Raw genomic sequence first — 18,489 nt, 5'->3', positions numbered from 1 at the left:
CGATGGAGTTCGACGGCATCCGTGTCATCGTCACGGGCGGGGCCTCCGGCATCGGGGCCGCCACAGCGTCACATCTCACGCGGCGGGGAGCGAAGGTTGCGGTGCTGGATCTGAACCCTGATTCGGCCGGCGAAATGGCCCTGTCGATCCAGTGCGACGTGGCCGATGACGCTTCGGTGCGCACCGCCGTCGAACGCGTGGCCCGGGAATTCGGAGGGATCGACGTCGTGGTCAATAACGCCGGAATAGGTGCCCAAGGCACCGTCGCGGACAACGACGACGCCGAGTGGCAGCGCGTCCTGGACGTCAATGTCATTGGCGCGGTGCGCGTGAGCCGGGCGGCGCTGCCCTATCTCCGGCAGTCCCGCGCCGCCGCAATCGTCAACACCTCCTCCGTCGCGGCCACGGCCGGGCTGCCTGCGCGGGCACTCTACGCGGCAAGCAAAGGTGCCATCCGGTCTCTGACGCTCAGCATGGCTGCGGACCATGTCCGGGAGGGCATCCGGGTCAATTGCGTTAACCCGGGCACCGCGGACACTCCGTGGATCAACCGGCTCCTGAGCCAGGCGGAGGATCCATTGACGGAACGTGCGGCGCTGGAGGCCCGCCAGCCGCACGGCCGGCTGGTGACTCCCGCCGAGGTCGCAGCAGCGATTGCCTACCTGGCCAGTCCGCTGGCCGGCTCGACCACGGGCACTGAACTGGCGGTCGACGGCGGGATGCAAGCGGTCAGGCTGCGCCCAGCCAAATAATGCTTGACCTGCGTCACATCCCCTATATGATAGTTACTATTCCTATATGATTCACCGTGGCGAGCAACCGGCCTCCGGACTCCCTCACCCCCTCCGTATCCGATCCGAACCATAATTTCCAGGAGACTACCCATGTTCAGAGCAACACCGAAGTTGCTTCTTGTTCCGGCCATCGCGTTGGCCCTGACGGTGGGAGGCTGCTCCTCAGGGGGCACCTCCGCCGGCGGCACCAGCACAACAGGAGCCGTGGCTGACAGCCACCTCGCACAGATTCTCAAGTCGAAGACGATCAAGATCGCAGTCAGTGCCGACTCGCCGGGATATGGCGTCATGACCTCATCGGGCGAGCACGAGGGTTTCGATATTGACGTCGCGAATGCACTCGGCGCCTCACTGGGCGCAAAAGTGGAGTTCGTCACGGCCACCAACGAAAGCCGCATCCCGCTGCTGCAGACCGACAAGGCGGACGCCGTCATTGCCACGTTCACGGCTTCGGATGCCCGCGCCCAGGTCGTGGACATGTCCGAGCCGTACGCCGCCAGTTCCACGGTCTTCATGGTGCCTGCAGGAAGCGCGATCTCAACCTACGCGGACCTGGACGGGAAATCCGTGGCCACTTCCCGGGGAAGCGTGGGCGAGCAGATCCTCAAATCAACCTTCCCGAACGCCAAAATAGCCGGTTTCAACACAACTGCAGACTCCATCCAGGCCCTCAAAAGCGGCAAGGTGGACGCGCTGATTGAGAACAACGCCATCGTCGGCGGACTCGTGAAAAATGAGCCGTCCGCATACCAGGTGGTCAAGGGTGACCCGATCAAGCCGGCACTGTTCTCCATCGGCGTCAAGCAAGGCGACCAGACGTGGCTTAACTACCTCAACAACTTCATCCGGAACTACAACATCTCCGGTCAGAACGAGGCCTCCCTGCAGAAGTGGTTCGGGCTGGAGCTTCCCCCCTTCCTCGCCCACTAACAGTATTCGGACGCGCTCTCCGGTGTGGGTGGAGGACATGCAGTCATCCACCCACACCGCCGTTCACCGATAGGACCCCTTGCTCATGGCTTTATATTTCGGAGACCTTCTCCCGTACAGCTCTCTATTGCTTGAGGGGCTTTGGACGGCCCTGTACATCACGCTCGTGGCAATGGTGGCGGGAAGCGTCCTTGGCGTCTTCCTGTACCTGGGGAAGGCCGGGGCGGGAAAACCCCTCAGCATCTTCTGCACCTGCTATATCGAGGCCATCCGCAACACGCCCCTGCTGGTGCAGCTGTACCTGATCTACTTTGCCCTTCCCGCGCTGGGCATCAACCTCGAGCCCATCTGGGCGGCCGTTATCGGCCTGACCCTGAACAATGCTGCCTATACCGCGGAGATCTATCGGGCCGGGTTTGAATCGGTGCCCCACGGACTGCGTGAGGCCGGCAAGGCGCTGGGCATGAAGCCCGCGCAGATCGTGCGCTACATCGTCCTGCTCCCTGCCACCCGCAACGTTTTTCCCGCACTGACCAACCAGCTGATTCTGCTGTTCCTGGCTTCGTCGATTGGATCCATCATCTCCCTTCCTGAACTGACCAACGCGATCATGAGCGTCAGCAACACCACGTACCGGACCGTCGAGGTGCTCGCCGTGGGCGGGCTGCTTTACCTGGGCGTATCCGCCCTCCTGTCCCTGGGCTCCAAACGGGCCGAAACAACGCTGTTCCGGTGGGCGGTGGGTGCACGTGTTTAGGGCCTTTGACTGGCAGGACCTCATTCCGCTGGCGAAGGGTGCCTGGCTGACCATTCAGCTCTGTGCAATGTCCGGCATCCTCGGAATCATCTTCGGAATGATCCTTGGCATTGCCAGAACCTCCCCCAGCAGGATCGCCCGGTGGATCAGCACCGTTTACATCAGCTGCGTACGCGGGGTACCCATCCTGGTCATCATCTTCTTCATCTTCTTCGGGATCCCGCTGCTCTTCCCCGGCTTGGAACTCGAAAAATTCGCCTCAGCCGTCATCGCGCTGACGTGTTTCGCCGCCGCCTACGTGGCCGAGATCGTACGGGGCAGCATCGAAGCGGTTCCCAGGGGGCAGAGTGAAGCGGCAGCCGCCCTCGGCCTCAACTACTGGGAGAAACTCAGGTATGTGGTCATGCCGCAGGCCAGGAAGATCATGGTTCCCCCGGGCATCGGCTTCCTGATCGGGCTGGTCAAGGACTCGTCACTGGTCACGGTGACCGGGCTGGTTGAACTGACGCATGCGGGGAACATCGTCACCAACCTCACCGGCGATCCCATCCTGACGTTCCTGACTGTCGCAGCCATGTACTTCGTCATTTGCTACAGCATCTCCCTGCTCGGACGCCTGTACGAGAAGCGGACCGGCATCCAGGTGGACCCCCTCAAACTTCCAGAGCCCGCGGCACTTTAGATCGGAATATGACTGTGATTTTTGTTGAGAATTTGAATAAGAAGTTCGGGCCGAACCACGTGCTCAGAGGCGTTGACTGCCATATCCGTGAGCGCGAGGTGGTGTGCGTCATCGGCCCGTCCGGTTCGGGCAAGAGCACGTTCCTGAGGTGCATGAACGGCCTGGAATCGATCACATCCGGCAGCATCGTGATCAACAAGCACAGGTTGGATGACTCCAAAACGAACATCAACCTGGTCCGGCAGGAAGCGGGTATGGTCTTCCAGCATTTCAACCTGTTTCCGCACCTGAAGGTCATCGACAACGTCATGCTGGCCCCGCTGAAGGTGGCCAAGGTCAACAAGGACGAAGCCCGGGCCAAGGCCGAGATGCTGCTGTCAAAGGTGGGCCTGGCGGAAAAGATGGATGCCTTCCCCGGGAGCCTGTCCGGTGGCCAGATGCAGCGCGTCGCCATAGCGCGCGCGCTTGCCATGGGGCCGAAAATCATGCTCTTTGACGAGCCCACCTCGGCTCTGGACCCTGAAATCGTGGGTGAGGTGCTGACCGTCATGAAGGACCTGGCCCATGAAGGCATGACCATGGTGGTGGTCACCCATGAAATGGGCTTCGCCCGCGAAGTGGCCGACCGGGTGCTCTTTATGGACCAAGGGCTGATCGTCGAGGAAGGCTCGCCCGACGACATCTTTTCCTCGCCGCGGAATGCCAGAACCCAGGGGTTTCTCAGCAAGGTTCTCTAGCGGGGCAAGAAGTTCTCTAGCGGGACATAAGGAGAGCGGACGACGGCGGGAGGCGCCCCGGCAGGTGCCTGAGGCGTAGACGCGCTCAGGGACCGAGACCAGGTGGCCACCACTTTGGCGGCGGTGCCCGGGCGCGGTGGGCGGTGAAATTTCAGCGGTCCGGGCCCGCTCAAGGGGCGGCAGCGGCGATTTCGACGATCGCCTCTACTTCGACGGCGAAGCCGAGCGGAAGGGAAGTGACCCCGATAGCTGATCGGGCCGGCAGCTGCTCCGTGCCGAACGCTATGGCCAGCACTTCAGTGGCACCATTTGCAACAAGATGATGCTCGGTGAACTCGGGTGTGCTGTTCACAAAGATGAGGGCTTTCAGGACGCGGGCGACCCGGTCCAGTCCGCCGACGTGGCCGCGCACGGTGCTGAGCAGGGAAAGCATGACGGCCCGCGCCGCCTCCTGTCCTTCCGCCGTCGTCAGGTCCGCACCCAGCTTTCCGCGATGGATCGGCGCCCCATCCGCGAACGCCCCGTGCCCGGAAACATAAAGGATATCCCCGTGCTGAGCGACGAGGGCAAAGGTTCCAACCAGCGGGTGCGGTGGCGGCAACGTCAACCCGGCCCCGGCAAGATTCTGCTCAGGCGTCATGTACGCATCCTTTCGGGATTCCTCACGCGGCGAGGCTACTCCAGTGACGTCTCCAGCGGAAGCGGACGACGGCGGGATGTTCCCGCCGTCGTCCGTGGACCCGGCAAACTCGTGGCACTGCCGACCGTCTGACTCTCGAGCAGGATATGTCCGGGTGAGGCTATGCAGCTGACGGATCATCGTGGGCCACCTGGGCCAAGCGCTCCCTCGCTGCGTCCAGGCCTGCCGGCGGCATCGCTGCCAGGTCACCGCCGGAGCAGCTTCCTCAACAGCCGTCATGTGCGGTGCTTACCAGGAGCCCGGGGTGTTCGAGTGGTTGGTCCCGTTTTTGTAGATCCGGCCGCGCTGGAACTGCTGCTCCCCCACGTGGCGGGCCGGCCGCGAGGCCCGCTTGCGGCGTTGGCGGGACGAGGTAACAATCATGCCTACTACGACGACGGCGATGACGCCTATAAATGCAATGCCGAATGCGAGGTCCATGTCAGTCCTCTTTAGCTCCCGCCGAGCCGTTTATAATTCAAGTATGTGAACAGACTCCACATACTAGGCAACACTCATGCATACCCCATGGAAGAGCAAACATGACGGACGACCGCGGCAACCTTACTGTCAAATCAGCGGACCGTGCGCTGACCGTCGTGGAGTTCGTAGCGGGAAAGGGCTCCGCCAGCTTTACCGAAATCCTTGAGGGCCTAAGCCTTCCGCGCTCAAGCGTCCATGGCCTCCTGAATACGCTCTGCGCTGCCGGCTGGTTGGACCACAACAGCGCGAACAAGCAGTATTCACTGGGGCTTCGGGCGTGGCAGGTTGGGCAGCTCTACACCGGACACCAGACGTTGGCCAACGTGGCCAAACCCATCATGGACCGCCTCTCCGCCTCTCTCGGGGAAACCGTTCAGCTTGCCCTCCTGGACGGCGTCGAAAACGTCTACATCGCTATTAGCCAGGCACCCGGAGGCATGCGCCTGGGCTCCTCCGTGGGCATGCGGCTGCTGGCCCACGCCACTGGCATCGGCAAAGCCCTGCTCAGCATGCTGGAGCCCGACGAGGCGTGCAGGCGCTTGGAATCAGTGGCCCTTCCGAGGCTCACCGAGAAGACGGTGACTGACGTCGAGGACCTCACGGCGCTCGTTGCCGCAGCGAAAACACACGGATTTGCCCTCGACGACGAGGAGTACCTGGACGGCTGCCGCTGCGTTGCAGTTCCCCTGACCAGTAAGTCCGGCGGGGGGATGTACGCCGCACTCTCGGTGACGATGCCCACTGCACGGACCGACGCCGAGTGGCCCGGCAGCATCCTGAGGCCACTCGTGGCCGCCTCCCAGGAAATCCGCGCCCTCCTGGGGGTCAGGGAACCGGACCTGATGATCCCCGTAGACAGTCCCCATGGCGCCGATCGGGACAATTCGAAGCGGACTGCGTAGCACTCAGATTCATGCTTGCACCCTCCTGTGAGCTGTGCCATACTCGACTTGTTCATATCCATGAACAACAATTCATAATCATGAACTCAATGAGGAGTTAGTGTGTCACTTCCAAGGACAGCTCCCACCAGCGAAGCGCTGGCGCCGATCGTCAGGCGTGTTACCCGCAGGCTTATTCCCGTACTCCTGCTGATGTACATTCTGGCCTTCCTGGACCGCGCCAACTTGGGATTCGCCAAGGCCGCCTTCCAGGCGGATACCGGCCTCTCCGATGCAGCCTATGCACTCGGGGCGGGCATCTTCTTCCTTGGCTACGCGGCCTTGGAAGTTCCCAGCAACATCCTCATGCGCAAGCTCGGCGCCAAGATCTGGCTGGCCCGGATCATGATCAGCTGGGGTATCGTCTCGGCACTGATGATGTTGGCCCAGACCGAGTGGGCCTTCTACATTCTCCGGGTGCTGCTCGGAATCACCGAAGCCGGATTCTTCCCCGGCGTCATCCTTTACCTGACCTACTGGATCCCCACCCAGTTCCGGGGCCGCGTCAACGGTCTGTTCTACTTCGGCGCACCCCTCGCCTTCATCTTCGGCGGCCCTCTCTCAGGCATGCTCCTCGACCTTGACGGCCTGGGCGGCCTGCAAGGGTGGCAGCTGATGTTCCTCGTCACCGGCGCACTTACCGTGGCCGTCGGAATCTGGGCCTTCTCCTACCTCGACAACGGACCGGCCGACGCCAAGTGGCTGAACGAAGGCGAACGCACCACTCTGATCGCCGCCCTCAATGTCGAAGACCGGGTCAAGGCCGACCACTCCCCCAAAGGTGCCCTCCGCGCGCTCACGAACCCCAAGGTGCTCTACTTCTGCCTCATCTACTTCACCATCCAGATGAGCGTCTACGGCGTCACGTTCTACCTGCCCACTCAGATTGCGGAGCTGGTCGGCGCGAAGGTGGGGCTCGGCGTCGGGCTGATGACGGCGGTCCCCTGGGGATTCGCCATCATCGCTACCTTCCTGCTCAGCCGGCTCGCGGACAAAACCGGCAAACGCCGGCTCGTGGCCACAGCATCACTGACGGCGGCAGCACTCGGCATTCTTGGCTCCGCACTGACGGATAACCCGGTCATGGGATTGGCGGCGCTCTCCCTCGGCGCGGCCGGATTCATCTCCGTGCAGCCGGTGTTCTGGACACTTCCCACCGGGATGCTGGTGGGCGCCGCCGCCGCCGGCGGAATCGCGCTCATCAACTCCATCGGAAGCCTCGGCGGGTTTGTCGCCCCCATTGCCAAGACCTGGGCGGAAGCCTCCTTCGGCCCCAACGCGGGGCTTTTCCTCCTGGCCTTCACGGCCCTCCTTGGCGCCATCCTGCTCTTCAACAGCCACCGGATCAGCAAGATCGCCGACAGCAATCCGCTGGCCACGCCCATCGCCGAAAAGGTGCACTAATGCGAGTACTCGAACTGAAAGACTTCCGGCAGCTGGTGGTGGCGGACCGCAACGAACCGGCCGCCGGCCCAGGCGAGGTGCTCATCGACGTCGTCGCCACCGGCATCTGCGGATCGGATATTCATGGATACACGGGGGACAACGGACGCCGCTTCCCTGGACAGGTCATGGGCCACGAAACAGTGGGCCGCATTGCCTCCCTCGGAGCCGGCACGGACAGCTTCGGCTTCACCGTCGGGCAGCCGGTGACCTTCAACCCGCTCATCAGCTGCAACTCCTGCGAAGCATGCGACGCCGGGCAACAGCAGCACTGCCCGGAGCGCACCGTCATCGGCGTGAATCCCGCGATCGTGTCCGCTTTTGCCGAACAGCTTGCGGTTCCCGCGGAGAACGTCGTGGCACTGTCCGCCGCAACGCCGATCGTTTACGGAGCCCTGATTGAGCCCCTGGCAGTCGCCTTCCACGCTGTCCGCCGCGCCAGGGTCCAGCCTGGCCAGAAAGTCCTGGTGATCGGCGGCGGACCGATCGGCCAGTCCGTCGTCCTCGCGGCACTCCAAGAAGGCGCGGCCCAGGTCCTCGTATCCGAAATGGACCCCGCCCGGCGGGCCCTCTGCGAGCGCCTGGGCGCCACAGCCCTCGACCCCGCCGCAGGCCAGTTGGATGAACAGGTCAGGACGCACTTTGGCCGGCTGGCGGATACAACCGTGGATGCCGTCGGCATCAAACCCACGATGGCGAGTGCCCTCGACGCCACCAAGTTCGGCGGTGTCGTCTCGCTGGTCGGCATGGGCTCGCCCGAGCTGGCCTTCAGTGCCTACCGTGTGTCAACGGAGGAACGGGAAATCGTGGGCAGCTTCTGCTACAACAACCAGGACTTCCGCGATGCAGCCGCCTGGGTGGATCAGGGCTCCCCGGTACTGGCGGAACTGATCAGCCGTGAAGTCTCAATGGAGGACGCCGACGCCGCGTTCGCCGGGCTCGCGGCAGCTGACGGCACAGCCGGCAAAGTACTGATCCGCCTCGATTCAGCAAGGAACAGCCAATGAGCATCGAAAACCGCATCCGCCACGTCCGCGCCTACACACTGCGCGGCGGCGGAGCCGACTACCACGACCAGGATGCCGGGCACTGGATTGATGACCACATCGCCACGCCCATGTCCGTCTATCCGGAGTACCGGCAGTCCCGCCAGAGCTTCGGGCTGAACGTCCTGGGGACGCTCGTCGTCGAGATCGAGGCCGACGACGGCACCGTAGGCTTCGCCGTCACCACGGCAGGCGAACTCGGTGCCTTCATCGTGGAGAAGCACCTCGCCAGGTTTGTCGAAGGTGCCCGCGTCACGGACATCGAAAAGATCTGGGACCAGATGTACAAGTCCACGCTCTTCTATGGCCGCAAGGGCGTGGTGCTCAACGCCATCAGCGCCGTGGATCTGGCGCTCTACGACCTCCTCGGGAAGATCCGTCAGGAGCCCGTCTATGCCATGCTTGGCGGCCCGGTCAGGGACGAACTGACCATGTACGCAACAGGCGCCCGGCCCGACGTCGCCAAGAAGCTCGGCTTCATCGGCGGAAAGATGCCCCTGCACCATGGGCCGGCCGAGGGCGAGGAAGGGCTGCACAAGAACCTGGAGATGATCCGGGACATGCGGGAGAAGGTGGGTGACGATTTCTGGCTCATGCTCGATTGCTGGATGTCGCTTGACCTCGAATACGCCACCCGGCTGGCGCACGGCGCTGCGGAGTACAACCTCAAATGGATCGAAGAGGCACTCCCTCCGGATGACTACTGGGGTTACGCCAAGCTCAAGAAGCAGGTCCCGCCCAAAATGCTGGTGACCACCGGCGAGCACGAGGCCACCCGATGGGGCTTCAAGCTACTGCTGGACATGGAGTGCGCGGATATCCTCCAGCCCGACGTCGGCTGGTGCGGCGGCATCACCGAGCTGACCAAGATTTCGGCCATGGCCGACGCCGCCGGGGCACTGGTGATCCCGCATGGATCGTCTGTGTACTCGTACCATTTCGTCGTCACCCGGACCAACAGCCCGTTCGCGGAGTTCCTCATGATGCACCCAACAGCTGAAGAAGTGGTGCCCATGTTCTCGCCCATGTTGCTCGGCGAGCCGGTACCGGTGAACGGCAAACTGAAGGTCCCGGAGACGCCGGGCTTCGGCGTCGAGCTGAATCCCGCGCTGGAGAAGCTGCGGCCCTACACCCACTGAACCGCCATACCCAGACAGTCATGACAAGAAATTTGCGAACAGGAACACACTCAATGGAAATCATGCGCCTCGGCGAACCCGGCCAGGAAATCCCGGTAGCCACGCAGGACGGAAAATACTTCGACCTGCGCTCCATTACCGCGGACATAGACGGCGAATTCCTGGGTGGCGGCGGCATCGCCAAAGCCCGGGCGGCCATCGCATCCGGCCTCCCCGAACTCGACGGCGCGGCCTCGCTGCGCGTCGGTGCGCCGGTCGCCAAGCCCGGTGCCGTGCTGTGCATCGGCCAGAACTACGCCGCGCATGCGGCGGAATCGGGCGACGCGCCGCCGTCGGTCCCTATCCTGTTCTTCAAGCACCCCAACACCGTAGTGGGCGCGTTTGATCACGTGGTCATCCCCCCGGGAGCAGAAAAGGTGGACTGGGAGGTGGAGCTCGCTGTGGTCATCGGCAAACGCGCCTCGTACCTCGCTTCGCCGGAGGAGGCACTGGACTATGTTGCCGGCTATGCGGTCAGCAATGACGTCTCCGAACGCGCATACCAGGTGGAGCACTCGGGCGGCCAGTGGTCAAAGGGCAAATGCTGCGCCACGTTCAACCCCCTGGGCCCCGCGCTGGTCCCAGCCGAGGAAGTGGGCGATCCGCAGCAGCTGCGCCTGCGCTCAGCCGTCAACGGTGAGACCAGGCAGGATTCCACCACGGCAGACATGATCTTCTCCGTTGCGCACATCGTCTGGCATCTTTCCCAGTACCTGGTCCTGGATCCGGGCGACATCATCAACACCGGAACCCCGCAGGGTGTGGCGCTGTCCGGCAGGTTCGCCTACCTGCGCGAAGGGGACACGATGGAGATCTCCATCGAGAAGCTGGGCAGGCAGGAGCAGAAGCTGGTCAGCTACCAGCTGTAGCGGCTCAGGGGCGAAGACCGGAACGGACGACGGCGGGAGGTTCCCGCCGTCGTCCGCTTTCTGTTTGTTGGGACAGGGCAACGCCCACCTCTAGAGCTGCCCGGTGGTTCCGCTGTCCTTGACGTCTCCACGCCACGCACCGGTTTCGGTACCGCGCGATTCAATGAAGTCCTTGAACTTCCGCATGTCGGCCTTGACCTGCATCTCGTCGATCTTCAGGGCTGCGCCTGCCTTTTCAGTGACGGATTCCGGCGCCCATTCGAAGTGGACTTTGACCTTCGTGTGATTGGCATCCAATGGCGTGAACCTGATGATGCCGGCATGGGATTTGCCGTCGATGCTGCGCCAGGCGATCCGGTCGTCGGGCTCCTGGTCAACTATTTCAATATCGAACTCCCGCTGGACACCACCCACCTTGGTAACCCAGTGGTTGGTGGTGTCGGTCAGCTGGGTTACGGATTCCACCCCGGACATAAACTGCGGAAAGGATTCGAACTGGGTCCACTGGTTGTACGCGGTCCGCACAGGAACTGCGACTTCAACGGTCTCTTCAACGTGTTCCATCTGCTTCCTCCTGTCATGACGGACGGCCGCAACGACGGACCGGCAGCACGTGCCATGCTGCCAGTCAGGCAGCCGCCACCTCTGCACGATAAGTCCGGCGGCTACCTGTGTCCAGACCTTCGGAGTTCCCAGGACGTCGCCCAACCAGATGACATTGACCGCCGCAGTCGTAGGCTACTGCATAGGCCGGACGCCACATGACCGGCCTCGGATCCCGAAGGGAACATTGAGTGGACAGCAATCCTGGTACCTGGTTCTTAACCGGCAGTGAGCGGGGGAACACAGCCACAGGCGTGCACGCGGAAGGTGGCGGATCGCCGTCGTGGTCGGAGGGCAACCTCGTGCGGCCGCTGGTCCATGGGGCCACCTACTTTGCCCGGCTGCACGAGGAGCTGTCAGCCCTGCAGGCGGGAGACCGTGTGTGGTTCACCGACTGGCGGGGCGATGCCGACGAGCGGCTGACGGCGGACGGACCGGCGATCGGCGAGTTGCTGGCGCGGTTGGCCCGGGCGGGAGTGGAAGTGCGCGGCCTGATCTGGAGATCCCATGGCGAGCGCGTGTCGGCCCCGATGAGTTGGCGGTCAAACGAGCTCCTGAGCCGCCAGGTCAACGACGCCGGCGGTGAGGTGCTGCTGGATCAGCGCGTGCGCCTCTTCGGCTGCCACCACCAGAAACTCTTCGTGATCCGCAACCGTAACGATCCTGCGCGGGACGTCGCGTTCGTGGGCGGGATCGACCTCTGCCACAGCCGCCGGGACGACGCCGGTCACGCAGGAGACCCGCAGGCGGTGGACATGGATCCAAGGTACGGGAAGCAACCCCCGTGGCACGACGCCGCCCTCGAACTTCACGGACCGGTGGTGGCCGACGTGCTGGAGCTGTTCGCGGAACGGTGGGATGACCCCCATCCCCTGGACCGCCGCACACCGTACCGGATGCTGCTGCAACGCCTGGCCGATATGCCCCGGCACCCAGAACCCTTGCCGGAAACTGCTCCGCCGCCACCACCGGCAGGCCCCCACGCCGTGCAGCTGCTGCGCACCTACGGGGTTAAGCACCCGCCGTTCCCGTTCGCACCCGACGGTGAGCGCAGCGTTGCCCGGGCCTACACGAAGGCTTTCTCCCAGGCCCGCTCGCTGATCTACATCGAGGACCAATACCTGTGGTCGGCGGAGGTCGCAGCCGGGATCGCTGCGGCCCTCGAGCAGAACCCCGGGCTGAACGTGATCGCCGTGGTGCCACGCTACCCGGACTCCGACGGTCCGCTCGGCGGGCCGCCCAAGCGGCTCGGGCAACTGCGTGCCATCGAGAGGATCAGCAGGGTGGCACCCGACAGATTCGGCGTGTTCAATCTGGAGAACAGAGCAGGGACCCCGATCTATGTCCATGCCAAGATCTGCATCATCGACGACACCTGGTTCACGTGCGGGTCAGACAACTTCAACCGCCGGTCCTGGACCACGGACAGCGAGCTTACGTGCGCGGTGATCGATACCAGTGATGGTCAGGGGCAAGCCCATCCGCTGGCCCACGGGGTCCGGCGTCAACTCTGGGCCGAACACCTGGGCCTGGACGAGAGCGACCCCCAGCTCCACGATCCGGCTAACGGGCTCAAACTGTGGAATGCCGCCGCCGACGCCCTGGACCAATGGCATGAAACCGGCAGCCGTTCCCCCCGCCCCAACGGACAGGTGCGCCACCACACCACAGAACCGGTGACACGCCTGCAGCGGCTCTGGGCAGCACCTGTTAACCGCTTCCTCGTGGACCCGGACGGCCGCCCCCGTAAACTGCGCGGCACCACCCGGTTCTAGTCGGCGCCTTCTCGGGAGGGCGAATCAGCGTTCCAGGACGGACAGAGCGGACGACGGCGGGTGGTCCCGCCGTCGTCCGCTCCTTCAGTGCTGCACACTCAGGACAGCCGAATCCTTTGCCCGCATCTCACGCAGGCCGGCCTGGCACTCAGGCGCCCGTCCAGCTGTATCGCCGTGTACGGCAGAGGTAATGGCCTCGACAACAGCCATTTGGCCGGTGGTGTCAGGGACGCCGGGAAACTGCACCTGCGGAGCCTCAGCTGCGGCTGCGGGCGCCTCGTTCGTAGAGCGCATGCGGAGGATGGCGACGGCCGAGATCAGGCACCAGGCAACGTTCGTGACCACTGAAGGCCACGCTTCATGGACGGCACCGTTGATGATGAAGGCGCATGCACCGATGAGGTTGGCCACCTGGAAGCGTTTGCCCGCCTTCAACCAGCCCATGGAGACCGAGAGATAGGCCGAAAGGATCAGAACCGCCCCTGACCAACCCGCAATTTCCCACAGCAGTTCCATGATGTCCTTTCAAAGGTGATGACCGGGGTTTTAACAGCAATTATGAGCAGGAAATACCTTTAGAGCAATTGCATTTGAGTGAAGATATGGTTTAGAACTACTTAACATGGATATCGATCCGCGCAGACTGCGCGTCCTCCTGGCGATTGCCCGCACCGGCGGGGTGCTCGCCGCGGCTGATGAACTGGGAATCAGCCCCTCGGCTGTCTCGCAGCAACTCACCAAATTGGAAGACGAGACCGGGCACGCGTTGGTGGTGCGCACGCCCAAGGGCTCGGTACTGACCCCCGCCGGCCTGGCAGTCGCGGAAGCCGGCGAGGAGATTGAACGAGCACTCAGCGTCGCCCGCGCCCGCATCGAAGGCGGGGCCAAGATCGCAGGGGTGGTCCGGGTGGGCGGATTCACCAGCTTTGTCCGGACGGTGGTGATCCCCCGCCTGCCTGAATGGCGCACCCAGTACCCGCAGTTGCAGATCCGGATTGTCGAGGACGATCTGCCTGCCCTGATGCGGCTCCTCCGCCAGCGCCAGCTCGACGCCGTCGTCGTGGAGCTCGATTCGACGACGGCCGAGCAGCGTTCGCTCCCCGCCGGACTGACCGAGGAGCCACTGCTGGATGAGCCTTGGAAACTGGTGGTTCCCGCCGGCGCCCTGCTCAGTACCGAGAACATCGACCTTGCCCGGCTGCCACTACCGTGGATCGGCGTCGAGCCCACCGCCGCAAACTCCGCGGCACTCGGCCGGCTCCGCCAGTCGACCGGCACGCAGATGGAAACGGTGCATCAGTACCAGGAGACGCTGACAGCCCTCGCCCTCGTCGCCGCGGGAGAAGGCATTGCGATCCTGCCCACCTTGGCGTTGATTGGCGTCGTCCACGACGGGGTCGATGTCCTGGACGTCCCCGGCCTCGGCACGCGGCGCATCGTGCTCCGACGGTTCGACCGGCGGCGTTCAACCGGCACTCCGGTGGACACCGTCGCACGCCTGCTGCGGGAATCGGCCGCCGCGTTCGACACCCGCGCGGCATCCTGAAGCACCGCCCGCGGCGAGCGGACGACGGCGGGACCTCCCGCCGTCGTCGGCCCGGGAAAGTGCACTCGTAGCGGGTTAGGCAATAGTCTGGCCAGATGGGGACCAAAGCCGTGAACTCCGGCGAACAGATGGACAGGCAGTCGCGCATTCTCGAGGCGGCGATGGATCTGCTGTCCCGCCACGGGATTTCAGGCGTGAGCATGCGGGCCGTGGCCCGCGAAGCCGGCGTCGCGCTCGGCCTGGTGAACTACTACTACGACGACAAAACGAGCCTGATACGGGCGGCCCTGCGCCGGGTGGACGAGCATGACCTTCGGCTGGTGGCGCCCGACCCGTCGTCAGACCCGGAGGAACAGCTGCGCCGGGCCCTCCGGCGGGTGGCGGCCGCCGATCTGCTGACCACCCGCTACCTGTCCCTGCGCCTGCACCTGTGGGCCCTCGCCCAGGCGGACGAGGGTTACGCACAGATCAACGCCGAGGCCTTCGACCGCTATCTTGACGGCCTCGCTTCACTGGTTTCCAAAGCCCACCCCGGTCTTTCCTGGGAGGAATGCCGCGAGCGGGCGGCCGACATTGTCGTCATCCAAAACGGCATGTGGCTGACAGCGCTTCTCGGCGTTGATGAGGCCTCCATCCAGCGGAGCATCGCCCGCACCGAGCAAATAGCCTTCGCGCCGCTTCCGGACCACACCCTCAAGGAACACAGGCTGCACGAGTCCTGAACCACAGGGCAGCTGTCCAGTAGAAATTTATACGTAGCATTGAACGAGTGTTCAAAAAAAGATTGAACACTCGTTCAATCTGCATTACTGTCCTTCGTATGACCTACGCCACACCAGCCCATGACGTCATCCGAACCGCAACAACCGAAACAGCATCCACCCTGTTCATCAACGGTGCATGGGAGCCGGCCGCTTCCGCTGCTGTCCGCGAAATCCGCAACCCCGCCGACGGCGAACTGGTGGCCACAGTGTCCGAGGCCGGCCGGGAGGATGCGGAACGCGCCATCGCCGCAGCCCGTGCAGCCTTCGACTCCGGAGTCTGGTCGAATGTCCCGGCCCCGGAGCGCGGCACCTTCCTGCTCCAGGTCGCCGCCGGCCTCCGCGAACACCGCGAAAAGTTCGCCCGCGCCGAGTCGCTGGACACCGGCAAGCGCATGGTCGAAAGCCGCATCGACATGGACGACATTGCCGCCTGCTTCGAATACTTCGGCAGGCTCGCCGGCCAGCAGGCCGGACGCATCGTCGACGCCGGGAACGCCGAGGTCGTCAGCAAAATCGTCTACGAACCCGTGGGTGTCTGCGGCCTGATCACACCCTGGAACTACCCCCTGCTCCAGGCGGCGTGGAAGATCGCGCCCGCCCTCGCCGCCGGCTGCACCTTCGTCCTCAAGCCCTCCGAACTGACCCCCTCCACCGCCATCCTGGCCATGCAACTGCTGCAGGACCTCGGCCTGCCGGACGGCGTCGCGAACCTCGTGACCGGCGCCGGCGCGGAGGCGGGTGCACCACTTTCGGAACACCCCGCCGTCGACCTCGTCTCGTTCACCGGCGGTTTGGAAACCGGCAAGCGCATCGCGGCGGCCGCCGCCGGCACCGTGAAGAAGGTGGCGCTGGAGCTCGGCGGGAAGAACCCCAACGTGGTGTTTGCCGACGCGGACTTCGACGCCGCCGTCGACAATGCCCTGAACGGAGCCTTCGTCCACTCCGGGCAGGTCTGCTCGGCCGGGGCGCGGCTGCTGGTGGAGGAATCCATCGCCGAGCGCTTCGTGGACGAACTGGTCCGCCGCGCCCAGGCGATCCGCCTCGGCGGCCCCTTCGACGAAACAGCCGAAACCGGGCCGCTGATTTCCGCGGCCCACCGCGACAAGGTCCACGCCTATGTCCAGCGCGGCATCCAGGAGGGTGCCCGGCTGCGGACCGGCGGCGCGGCGCCTGAGGAGGAAAAGTACGACGGCGGGTTCTACTACCAGCCCACGGTCCTGGACCGCGTCGAGCGGGGAATGTCCGTGGTCATCGACGAGGCGTTCGGCCCGGTAGTCACCGTCGAGACCTTCCGCACCGAGGACGAAGCGGTGGCCACCGCCAACGACACGGTCTACGGCCTGGCCGGCGCGGTCTGGACCCAGGATGCGGGCAAGGCGCAGCGCGTGGCATCCCGGCTGCGGCACGGCACCATTTGGATCAACGATTACCACCCCTACCTGCCCCAGGCCGAGTGGGGCGGCTTCGGCCAGTCCGGCGTCGGCCGCGAGCTGGGCCCCACGGGCCTGGCCGAGTATCAGGAAGCCAAGCACATCTACCAGAACACCAGCCCGCAGGTCACCGGCTGGTTTGCTGACCACGGCAAGGAGAACTAGATGCATTACGAGAACATCGACGACGTCACGGAGCGCGGGTTCGACTACGTCGTCATCGGCGGCGGATCCGCGGGGGCCGCCGTGGCCGCCCGGCTGAGCGAGGATCCGGACGTTACCGTGGCCCTCGTGGAGGCCGGTCCGGATGACCGAAACCTGCCCGAAATCCTGCAGCTGGACCGCTGGATGGAGCTGCTCGAGTCCGGCTACGACTGGGACTACCCGGTGGAACCGCAGGAAAACGGCAACTCCTTTATGCGCCATGCCCGTGCCAGGGTGATGGGCGGCTGCTCGAGCCACAACTCGTGTATCGCGTTCTGGGCTCCCCGCGAGGACCTCGACGAGTGGGAGTCGAAGTACGGCGCCACTGGCTGGAACGCCGACGCCGCCTGGCCGCTGTACAAGCGACTGGAAACCAATGAGGACGCCGGCCCGGACGCCCCGCACCACGGGGACTCAGGCCCCGTGCACCTGATGAACGTGCCCCCGGTGGATCCTGCCGGCGTCGCGCTCCTGGACGCCTGCGAACAGACAGGCATTCCGCGAGCCAAGTTCAACACCGGTGCCACCGTGATCAACGGCGCCAATTTCTTCCAGATCAACCGCCGCGCGGACGGCACCCGGGCCTCGAGTTCGGTCTCCTACATCCACCCGATCATCGACCGCGAAAACTTCACCCTGCTGACCGGCCTCCGTGCCCGCCAGCTGGTGTTCGACGCGGACAAGCGCTGCACCGGCGTTGACGTGGTGGACTCCGCGTTCGGCCGCACCCACCGGCTCTCCGCGCACCACGAAGTCATCCTGTCCACCGGTGCCATCGACTCCCCCAAGCTGCTGATGCTCTCCGGCATCGGCCCGGCAGCCCACCTCGCCGCGCACGGCATCGAGGTCCTCGCGGACTCCCCCGGCGTGGGCGAAAACCTGCAGGACCACCCCGAAGGCGTGGTCCAGTTCGAGGCCAGGCAGCCCATGGTGCAGACCTCCACCCAGTGGTGGGAGATCGGCATCTTTACCCCAACCGAGGACGGCCTGGACCGTCCGGACCTAATGATGCACTACGGCTCCGTCCCGTTCGACATGAACACCCTGCGGCACGGCTACCCCACCACGGAGAACGGCTTTTCCCTCACCCCGAACGTCACCCATGCCCGCTCCCGCGGCACCGTCAGGCTGCGCAGCCGCGATTTCCGTGACAAGCCCATGGTGGATCCGCGCTATTTCACGGATCCCGAAGGCCACGACATGCGCGTCATGGTGGCCGGAATCCGCAAGGCCCGCGAAATCGCCGCCCAGCCCGCCATGGCCGAATGGACCGGCCGCGAGCTGTCGCCCGGCGTCGGGGCGCAGACGGACGAGGAGCTGCGGGATTACATCCGCAAGACCCACAACACCGTGTACCACCCGGTGGGCACGGTCCGGATGGGACCGGCCGACGACGGGATGTCACCGCTGGATCCCGAGCTGCGGGTCAAGGGCGTCACCGGCCTGCGCGTGGCGGATGCCTCCGTGATGCCCGAGCACATCACCGTCAACCCCAACATCACCGTCATGATGATCGGCGAGCGCTGCGCGGACCTCATCCGCGCCGGCCGGTCCAGCGAAATCATGACCGCGGAAGAAATGGAGCTCACCGCATCCCTCGCCTGAGCGGCAAGGTCCCGGCGGCAGGG

The 18,489-nt window shown here is 64.5% G+C and carries 19 protein-coding genes; 15 read left to right on the top strand and 4 right to left on the bottom strand.

Annotated elements, in window-relative coordinates:
* The first annotated feature begins 2 nt into the window (after positions 1–2).
* From AC1MCA_RS12850 to AC1MCA_RS12830, 5 genes are all read left to right on the top strand, one after another.
* Entirely contained in the window at positions 3–752 is a 750-nt protein-coding gene (locus AC1MCA_RS12850; RefSeq protein ID WP_479803383.1) for an SDR family NAD(P)-dependent oxidoreductase, read from the top strand.
* 132 nt (positions 753–884) lie between these two features.
* Positions 885–1,724 (top strand): transporter substrate-binding domain-containing protein, encoded by an 840-nt coding sequence (locus AC1MCA_RS12845; RefSeq protein ID WP_479797838.1) that lies wholly within the window; start codon positions 885–887, stop codon positions 1,722–1,724.
* Between the two features lie 85 nt (positions 1,725–1,809).
* Complete coding sequence (locus AC1MCA_RS12840) at positions 1,810–2,481, top strand: amino acid ABC transporter permease (protein WP_479797836.1); 672 nt, start codon at positions 1,810–1,812, stop codon at positions 2,479–2,481.
* Entirely contained in the window at positions 2,474–3,163 is a 690-nt protein-coding gene (locus tag AC1MCA_RS12835; protein ID WP_479797834.1) for an amino acid ABC transporter permease, read from the top strand. The genes AC1MCA_RS12840 and AC1MCA_RS12835 overlap by 8 nt, the downstream gene beginning before the upstream one ends.
* Before the next feature lie 8 nt (positions 3,164–3,171).
* Entirely contained in the window at positions 3,172–3,900 is a 729-nt protein-coding gene (locus tag AC1MCA_RS12830; RefSeq protein WP_479797833.1) for an amino acid ABC transporter ATP-binding protein, read from the top strand.
* Positions 3,901–4,069: 169 nt separating this feature from the next.
* Here the strand turns inward: AC1MCA_RS12830 and AC1MCA_RS12825 are convergent, their stop codons facing one another.
* Complete coding sequence (locus AC1MCA_RS12825; protein ID WP_479797831.1) at positions 4,070–4,540, bottom strand: RidA family protein; 471 nt, start codon at positions 4,538–4,540, stop codon at positions 4,070–4,072.
* A 288-nt stretch (positions 4,541–4,828) separates the two neighbouring features.
* Positions 4,829–5,020: a hypothetical protein gene (locus AC1MCA_RS12820; protein WP_479797829.1), complete on the bottom strand. Its 192-nt coding sequence runs from the start codon at positions 5,018–5,020 to the stop codon at positions 4,829–4,831.
* Positions 5,021–5,121: 101 nt separating this feature from the next.
* Between AC1MCA_RS12820 and AC1MCA_RS12815 the strand changes: the two genes are divergently transcribed.
* The 5 genes from AC1MCA_RS12815 to AC1MCA_RS12795 all read left to right on the top strand — a co-directional run bounded on the left by AC1MCA_RS12815 (position 5,122) and on the right by AC1MCA_RS12795 (position 10,539).
* On the top strand, positions 5,122–5,964 hold the full coding sequence (locus AC1MCA_RS12815) for an IclR family transcriptional regulator (RefSeq protein ID WP_479797827.1): 843 nt from the start codon (positions 5,122–5,124) through the stop codon (positions 5,962–5,964).
* Between the two features lie 102 nt (positions 5,965–6,066).
* On the top strand, positions 6,067–7,407 hold the full coding sequence (locus tag AC1MCA_RS12810; protein WP_479797825.1) for an MFS transporter: 1,341 nt from the start codon (positions 6,067–6,069) through the stop codon (positions 7,405–7,407).
* Positions 7,407–8,453: a zinc-dependent alcohol dehydrogenase gene (locus tag AC1MCA_RS12805; RefSeq protein WP_479797823.1), complete on the top strand. Its 1,047-nt coding sequence runs from the start codon at positions 7,407–7,409 to the stop codon at positions 8,451–8,453. The genes AC1MCA_RS12810 and AC1MCA_RS12805 overlap by 1 nt, the downstream gene beginning before the upstream one ends.
* Complete coding sequence (gene rhmD / locus AC1MCA_RS12800; protein WP_479797822.1) at positions 8,450–9,631, top strand: L-rhamnonate dehydratase; 1,182 nt, start codon at positions 8,450–8,452, stop codon at positions 9,629–9,631. Before AC1MCA_RS12805 ends, rhmD begins: the two co-directional genes overlap by 4 nt.
* Positions 9,632–9,684: 53 nt before the next feature.
* Entirely contained in the window at positions 9,685–10,539 is an 855-nt protein-coding gene (locus tag AC1MCA_RS12795) for a fumarylacetoacetate hydrolase family protein (RefSeq protein ID WP_479797820.1), read from the top strand.
* A 90-nt stretch (positions 10,540–10,629) separates the two neighbouring features.
* On the opposite strand, the gene AC1MCA_RS12790 is transcribed toward AC1MCA_RS12795, so the two are convergent.
* Positions 10,630–11,103 (bottom strand): SRPBCC family protein, encoded by a 474-nt coding sequence (locus AC1MCA_RS12790; RefSeq protein WP_479797818.1) that lies wholly within the window; start codon positions 11,101–11,103, stop codon positions 10,630–10,632.
* 293 nt (positions 11,104–11,396) lie between these two features.
* Between AC1MCA_RS12790 and AC1MCA_RS12785 the strand changes: the two genes are divergently transcribed.
* Positions 11,397–12,917, top strand: coding sequence for a phospholipase D family protein (locus tag AC1MCA_RS12785; RefSeq protein WP_479797817.1), 1,521 nt, complete (start codon positions 11,397–11,399; stop codon positions 12,915–12,917).
* Between the two features lie 84 nt (positions 12,918–13,001).
* Here the strand turns inward: AC1MCA_RS12785 and AC1MCA_RS12780 are convergent, their stop codons facing one another.
* Positions 13,002–13,433, bottom strand: a complete 432-nt coding sequence (locus AC1MCA_RS12780; RefSeq protein WP_479797815.1) for a CBU_0592 family membrane protein — start codon at positions 13,431–13,433, stop codon at positions 13,002–13,004.
* Positions 13,434–13,539: 106 nt separating this feature from the next.
* Here AC1MCA_RS12780 and AC1MCA_RS12775 point away from each other — a divergent pair, with 106 nt between their 5' ends.
* The 4 genes from AC1MCA_RS12775 (at position 13,540) to AC1MCA_RS12760 (ending at position 18,466) form a co-directional block, all read left to right on the top strand.
* A complete protein-coding gene (locus tag AC1MCA_RS12775) occupies positions 13,540–14,463 on the top strand; it encodes a LysR family transcriptional regulator (protein WP_479797813.1) in 924 nt (307 codons plus the stop codon).
* 95 nt (positions 14,464–14,558) lie between these two features.
* Positions 14,559–15,185 carry a TetR/AcrR family transcriptional regulator gene (locus AC1MCA_RS12770; RefSeq protein WP_479797811.1) on the top strand — a complete coding sequence of 209 codons (627 nt, stop codon included), beginning with the start codon at positions 14,559–14,561 and terminating at the stop codon, positions 15,183–15,185.
* 98 nt (positions 15,186–15,283) lie between these two features.
* Complete coding sequence (locus AC1MCA_RS12765; RefSeq protein ID WP_479797809.1) at positions 15,284–16,822, top strand: aldehyde dehydrogenase family protein; 1,539 nt, start codon at positions 15,284–15,286, stop codon at positions 16,820–16,822.
* Positions 16,823–18,466 (top strand): GMC family oxidoreductase, encoded by a 1,644-nt coding sequence (locus AC1MCA_RS12760; RefSeq protein ID WP_479797807.1) that lies wholly within the window; start codon positions 16,823–16,825, stop codon positions 18,464–18,466.
* The last annotated feature ends 23 nt before the right edge of the window (positions 18,467–18,489 follow it).

The organism is Arthrobacter sp. BK1, assembly GCF_056680055.1.
This window is presented reverse-complemented; position numbering and strand designations above follow the sequence as displayed.

Bases quoted from the DNA above. Each gene is read 5' to 3' on its own strand.
- AC1MCA_RS12845 (WP_479797838.1), top strand. From the start codon at position 885: ATGTTCAGAGCAACACCGAAGTTGCTTCTTGTTCCGGCCATCGCGTTG.
- AC1MCA_RS12815 (WP_479797827.1), top strand. From the start codon at position 5,122: ATGACGGACGACCGCGGCAACCTTACTGTCAAATCAGCGGACCGTGCG.
- AC1MCA_RS12760 (WP_479797807.1), top strand. From the start codon at position 16,823: ATGCATTACGAGAACATCGACGACGTCACGGAGCGCGGGTTCGACTAC.
- AC1MCA_RS12795 (WP_479797820.1), top strand. From the start codon at position 9,685: ATGGAAATCATGCGCCTCGGCGAACCCGGCCAGGAAATCCCGGTAGCC.
- AC1MCA_RS12765 (WP_479797809.1), top strand. From the start codon at position 15,284: ATGACCTACGCCACACCAGCCCATGACGTCATCCGAACCGCAACAACC.
- AC1MCA_RS12825 (WP_479797831.1), bottom strand. From the start codon at position 4,540: ATGACGCCTGAGCAGAATCTTGCCGGGGCCGGGTTGACGTTGCCGCCA.
- AC1MCA_RS12840 (WP_479797836.1), top strand. From the start codon at position 1,810: ATGGCTTTATATTTCGGAGACCTTCTCCCGTACAGCTCTCTATTGCTT.
- AC1MCA_RS12805 (WP_479797823.1), top strand. From the start codon at position 7,407: ATGCGAGTACTCGAACTGAAAGACTTCCGGCAGCTGGTGGTGGCGGAC.
- AC1MCA_RS12850 (WP_479803383.1), top strand. From the start codon at position 3: ATGGAGTTCGACGGCATCCGTGTCATCGTCACGGGCGGGGCCTCCGGC.
- AC1MCA_RS12820 (WP_479797829.1), bottom strand. From the start codon at position 5,020: ATGGACCTCGCATTCGGCATTGCATTTATAGGCGTCATCGCCGTCGTC.
- AC1MCA_RS12775 (WP_479797813.1), top strand. From the start codon at position 13,540: ATGGATATCGATCCGCGCAGACTGCGCGTCCTCCTGGCGATTGCCCGC.
- rhmD (WP_479797822.1), top strand. From the start codon at position 8,450: ATGAGCATCGAAAACCGCATCCGCCACGTCCGCGCCTACACACTGCGC.
- AC1MCA_RS12780 (WP_479797815.1), bottom strand. From the start codon at position 13,433: ATGGAACTGCTGTGGGAAATTGCGGGTTGGTCAGGGGCGGTTCTGATC.
- AC1MCA_RS12790 (WP_479797818.1), bottom strand. From the start codon at position 11,103: ATGGAACACGTTGAAGAGACCGTTGAAGTCGCAGTTCCTGTGCGGACC.
- AC1MCA_RS12830 (WP_479797833.1), top strand. From the start codon at position 3,172: ATGACTGTGATTTTTGTTGAGAATTTGAATAAGAAGTTCGGGCCGAAC.
- AC1MCA_RS12770 (WP_479797811.1), top strand. From the start codon at position 14,559: ATGGGGACCAAAGCCGTGAACTCCGGCGAACAGATGGACAGGCAGTCG.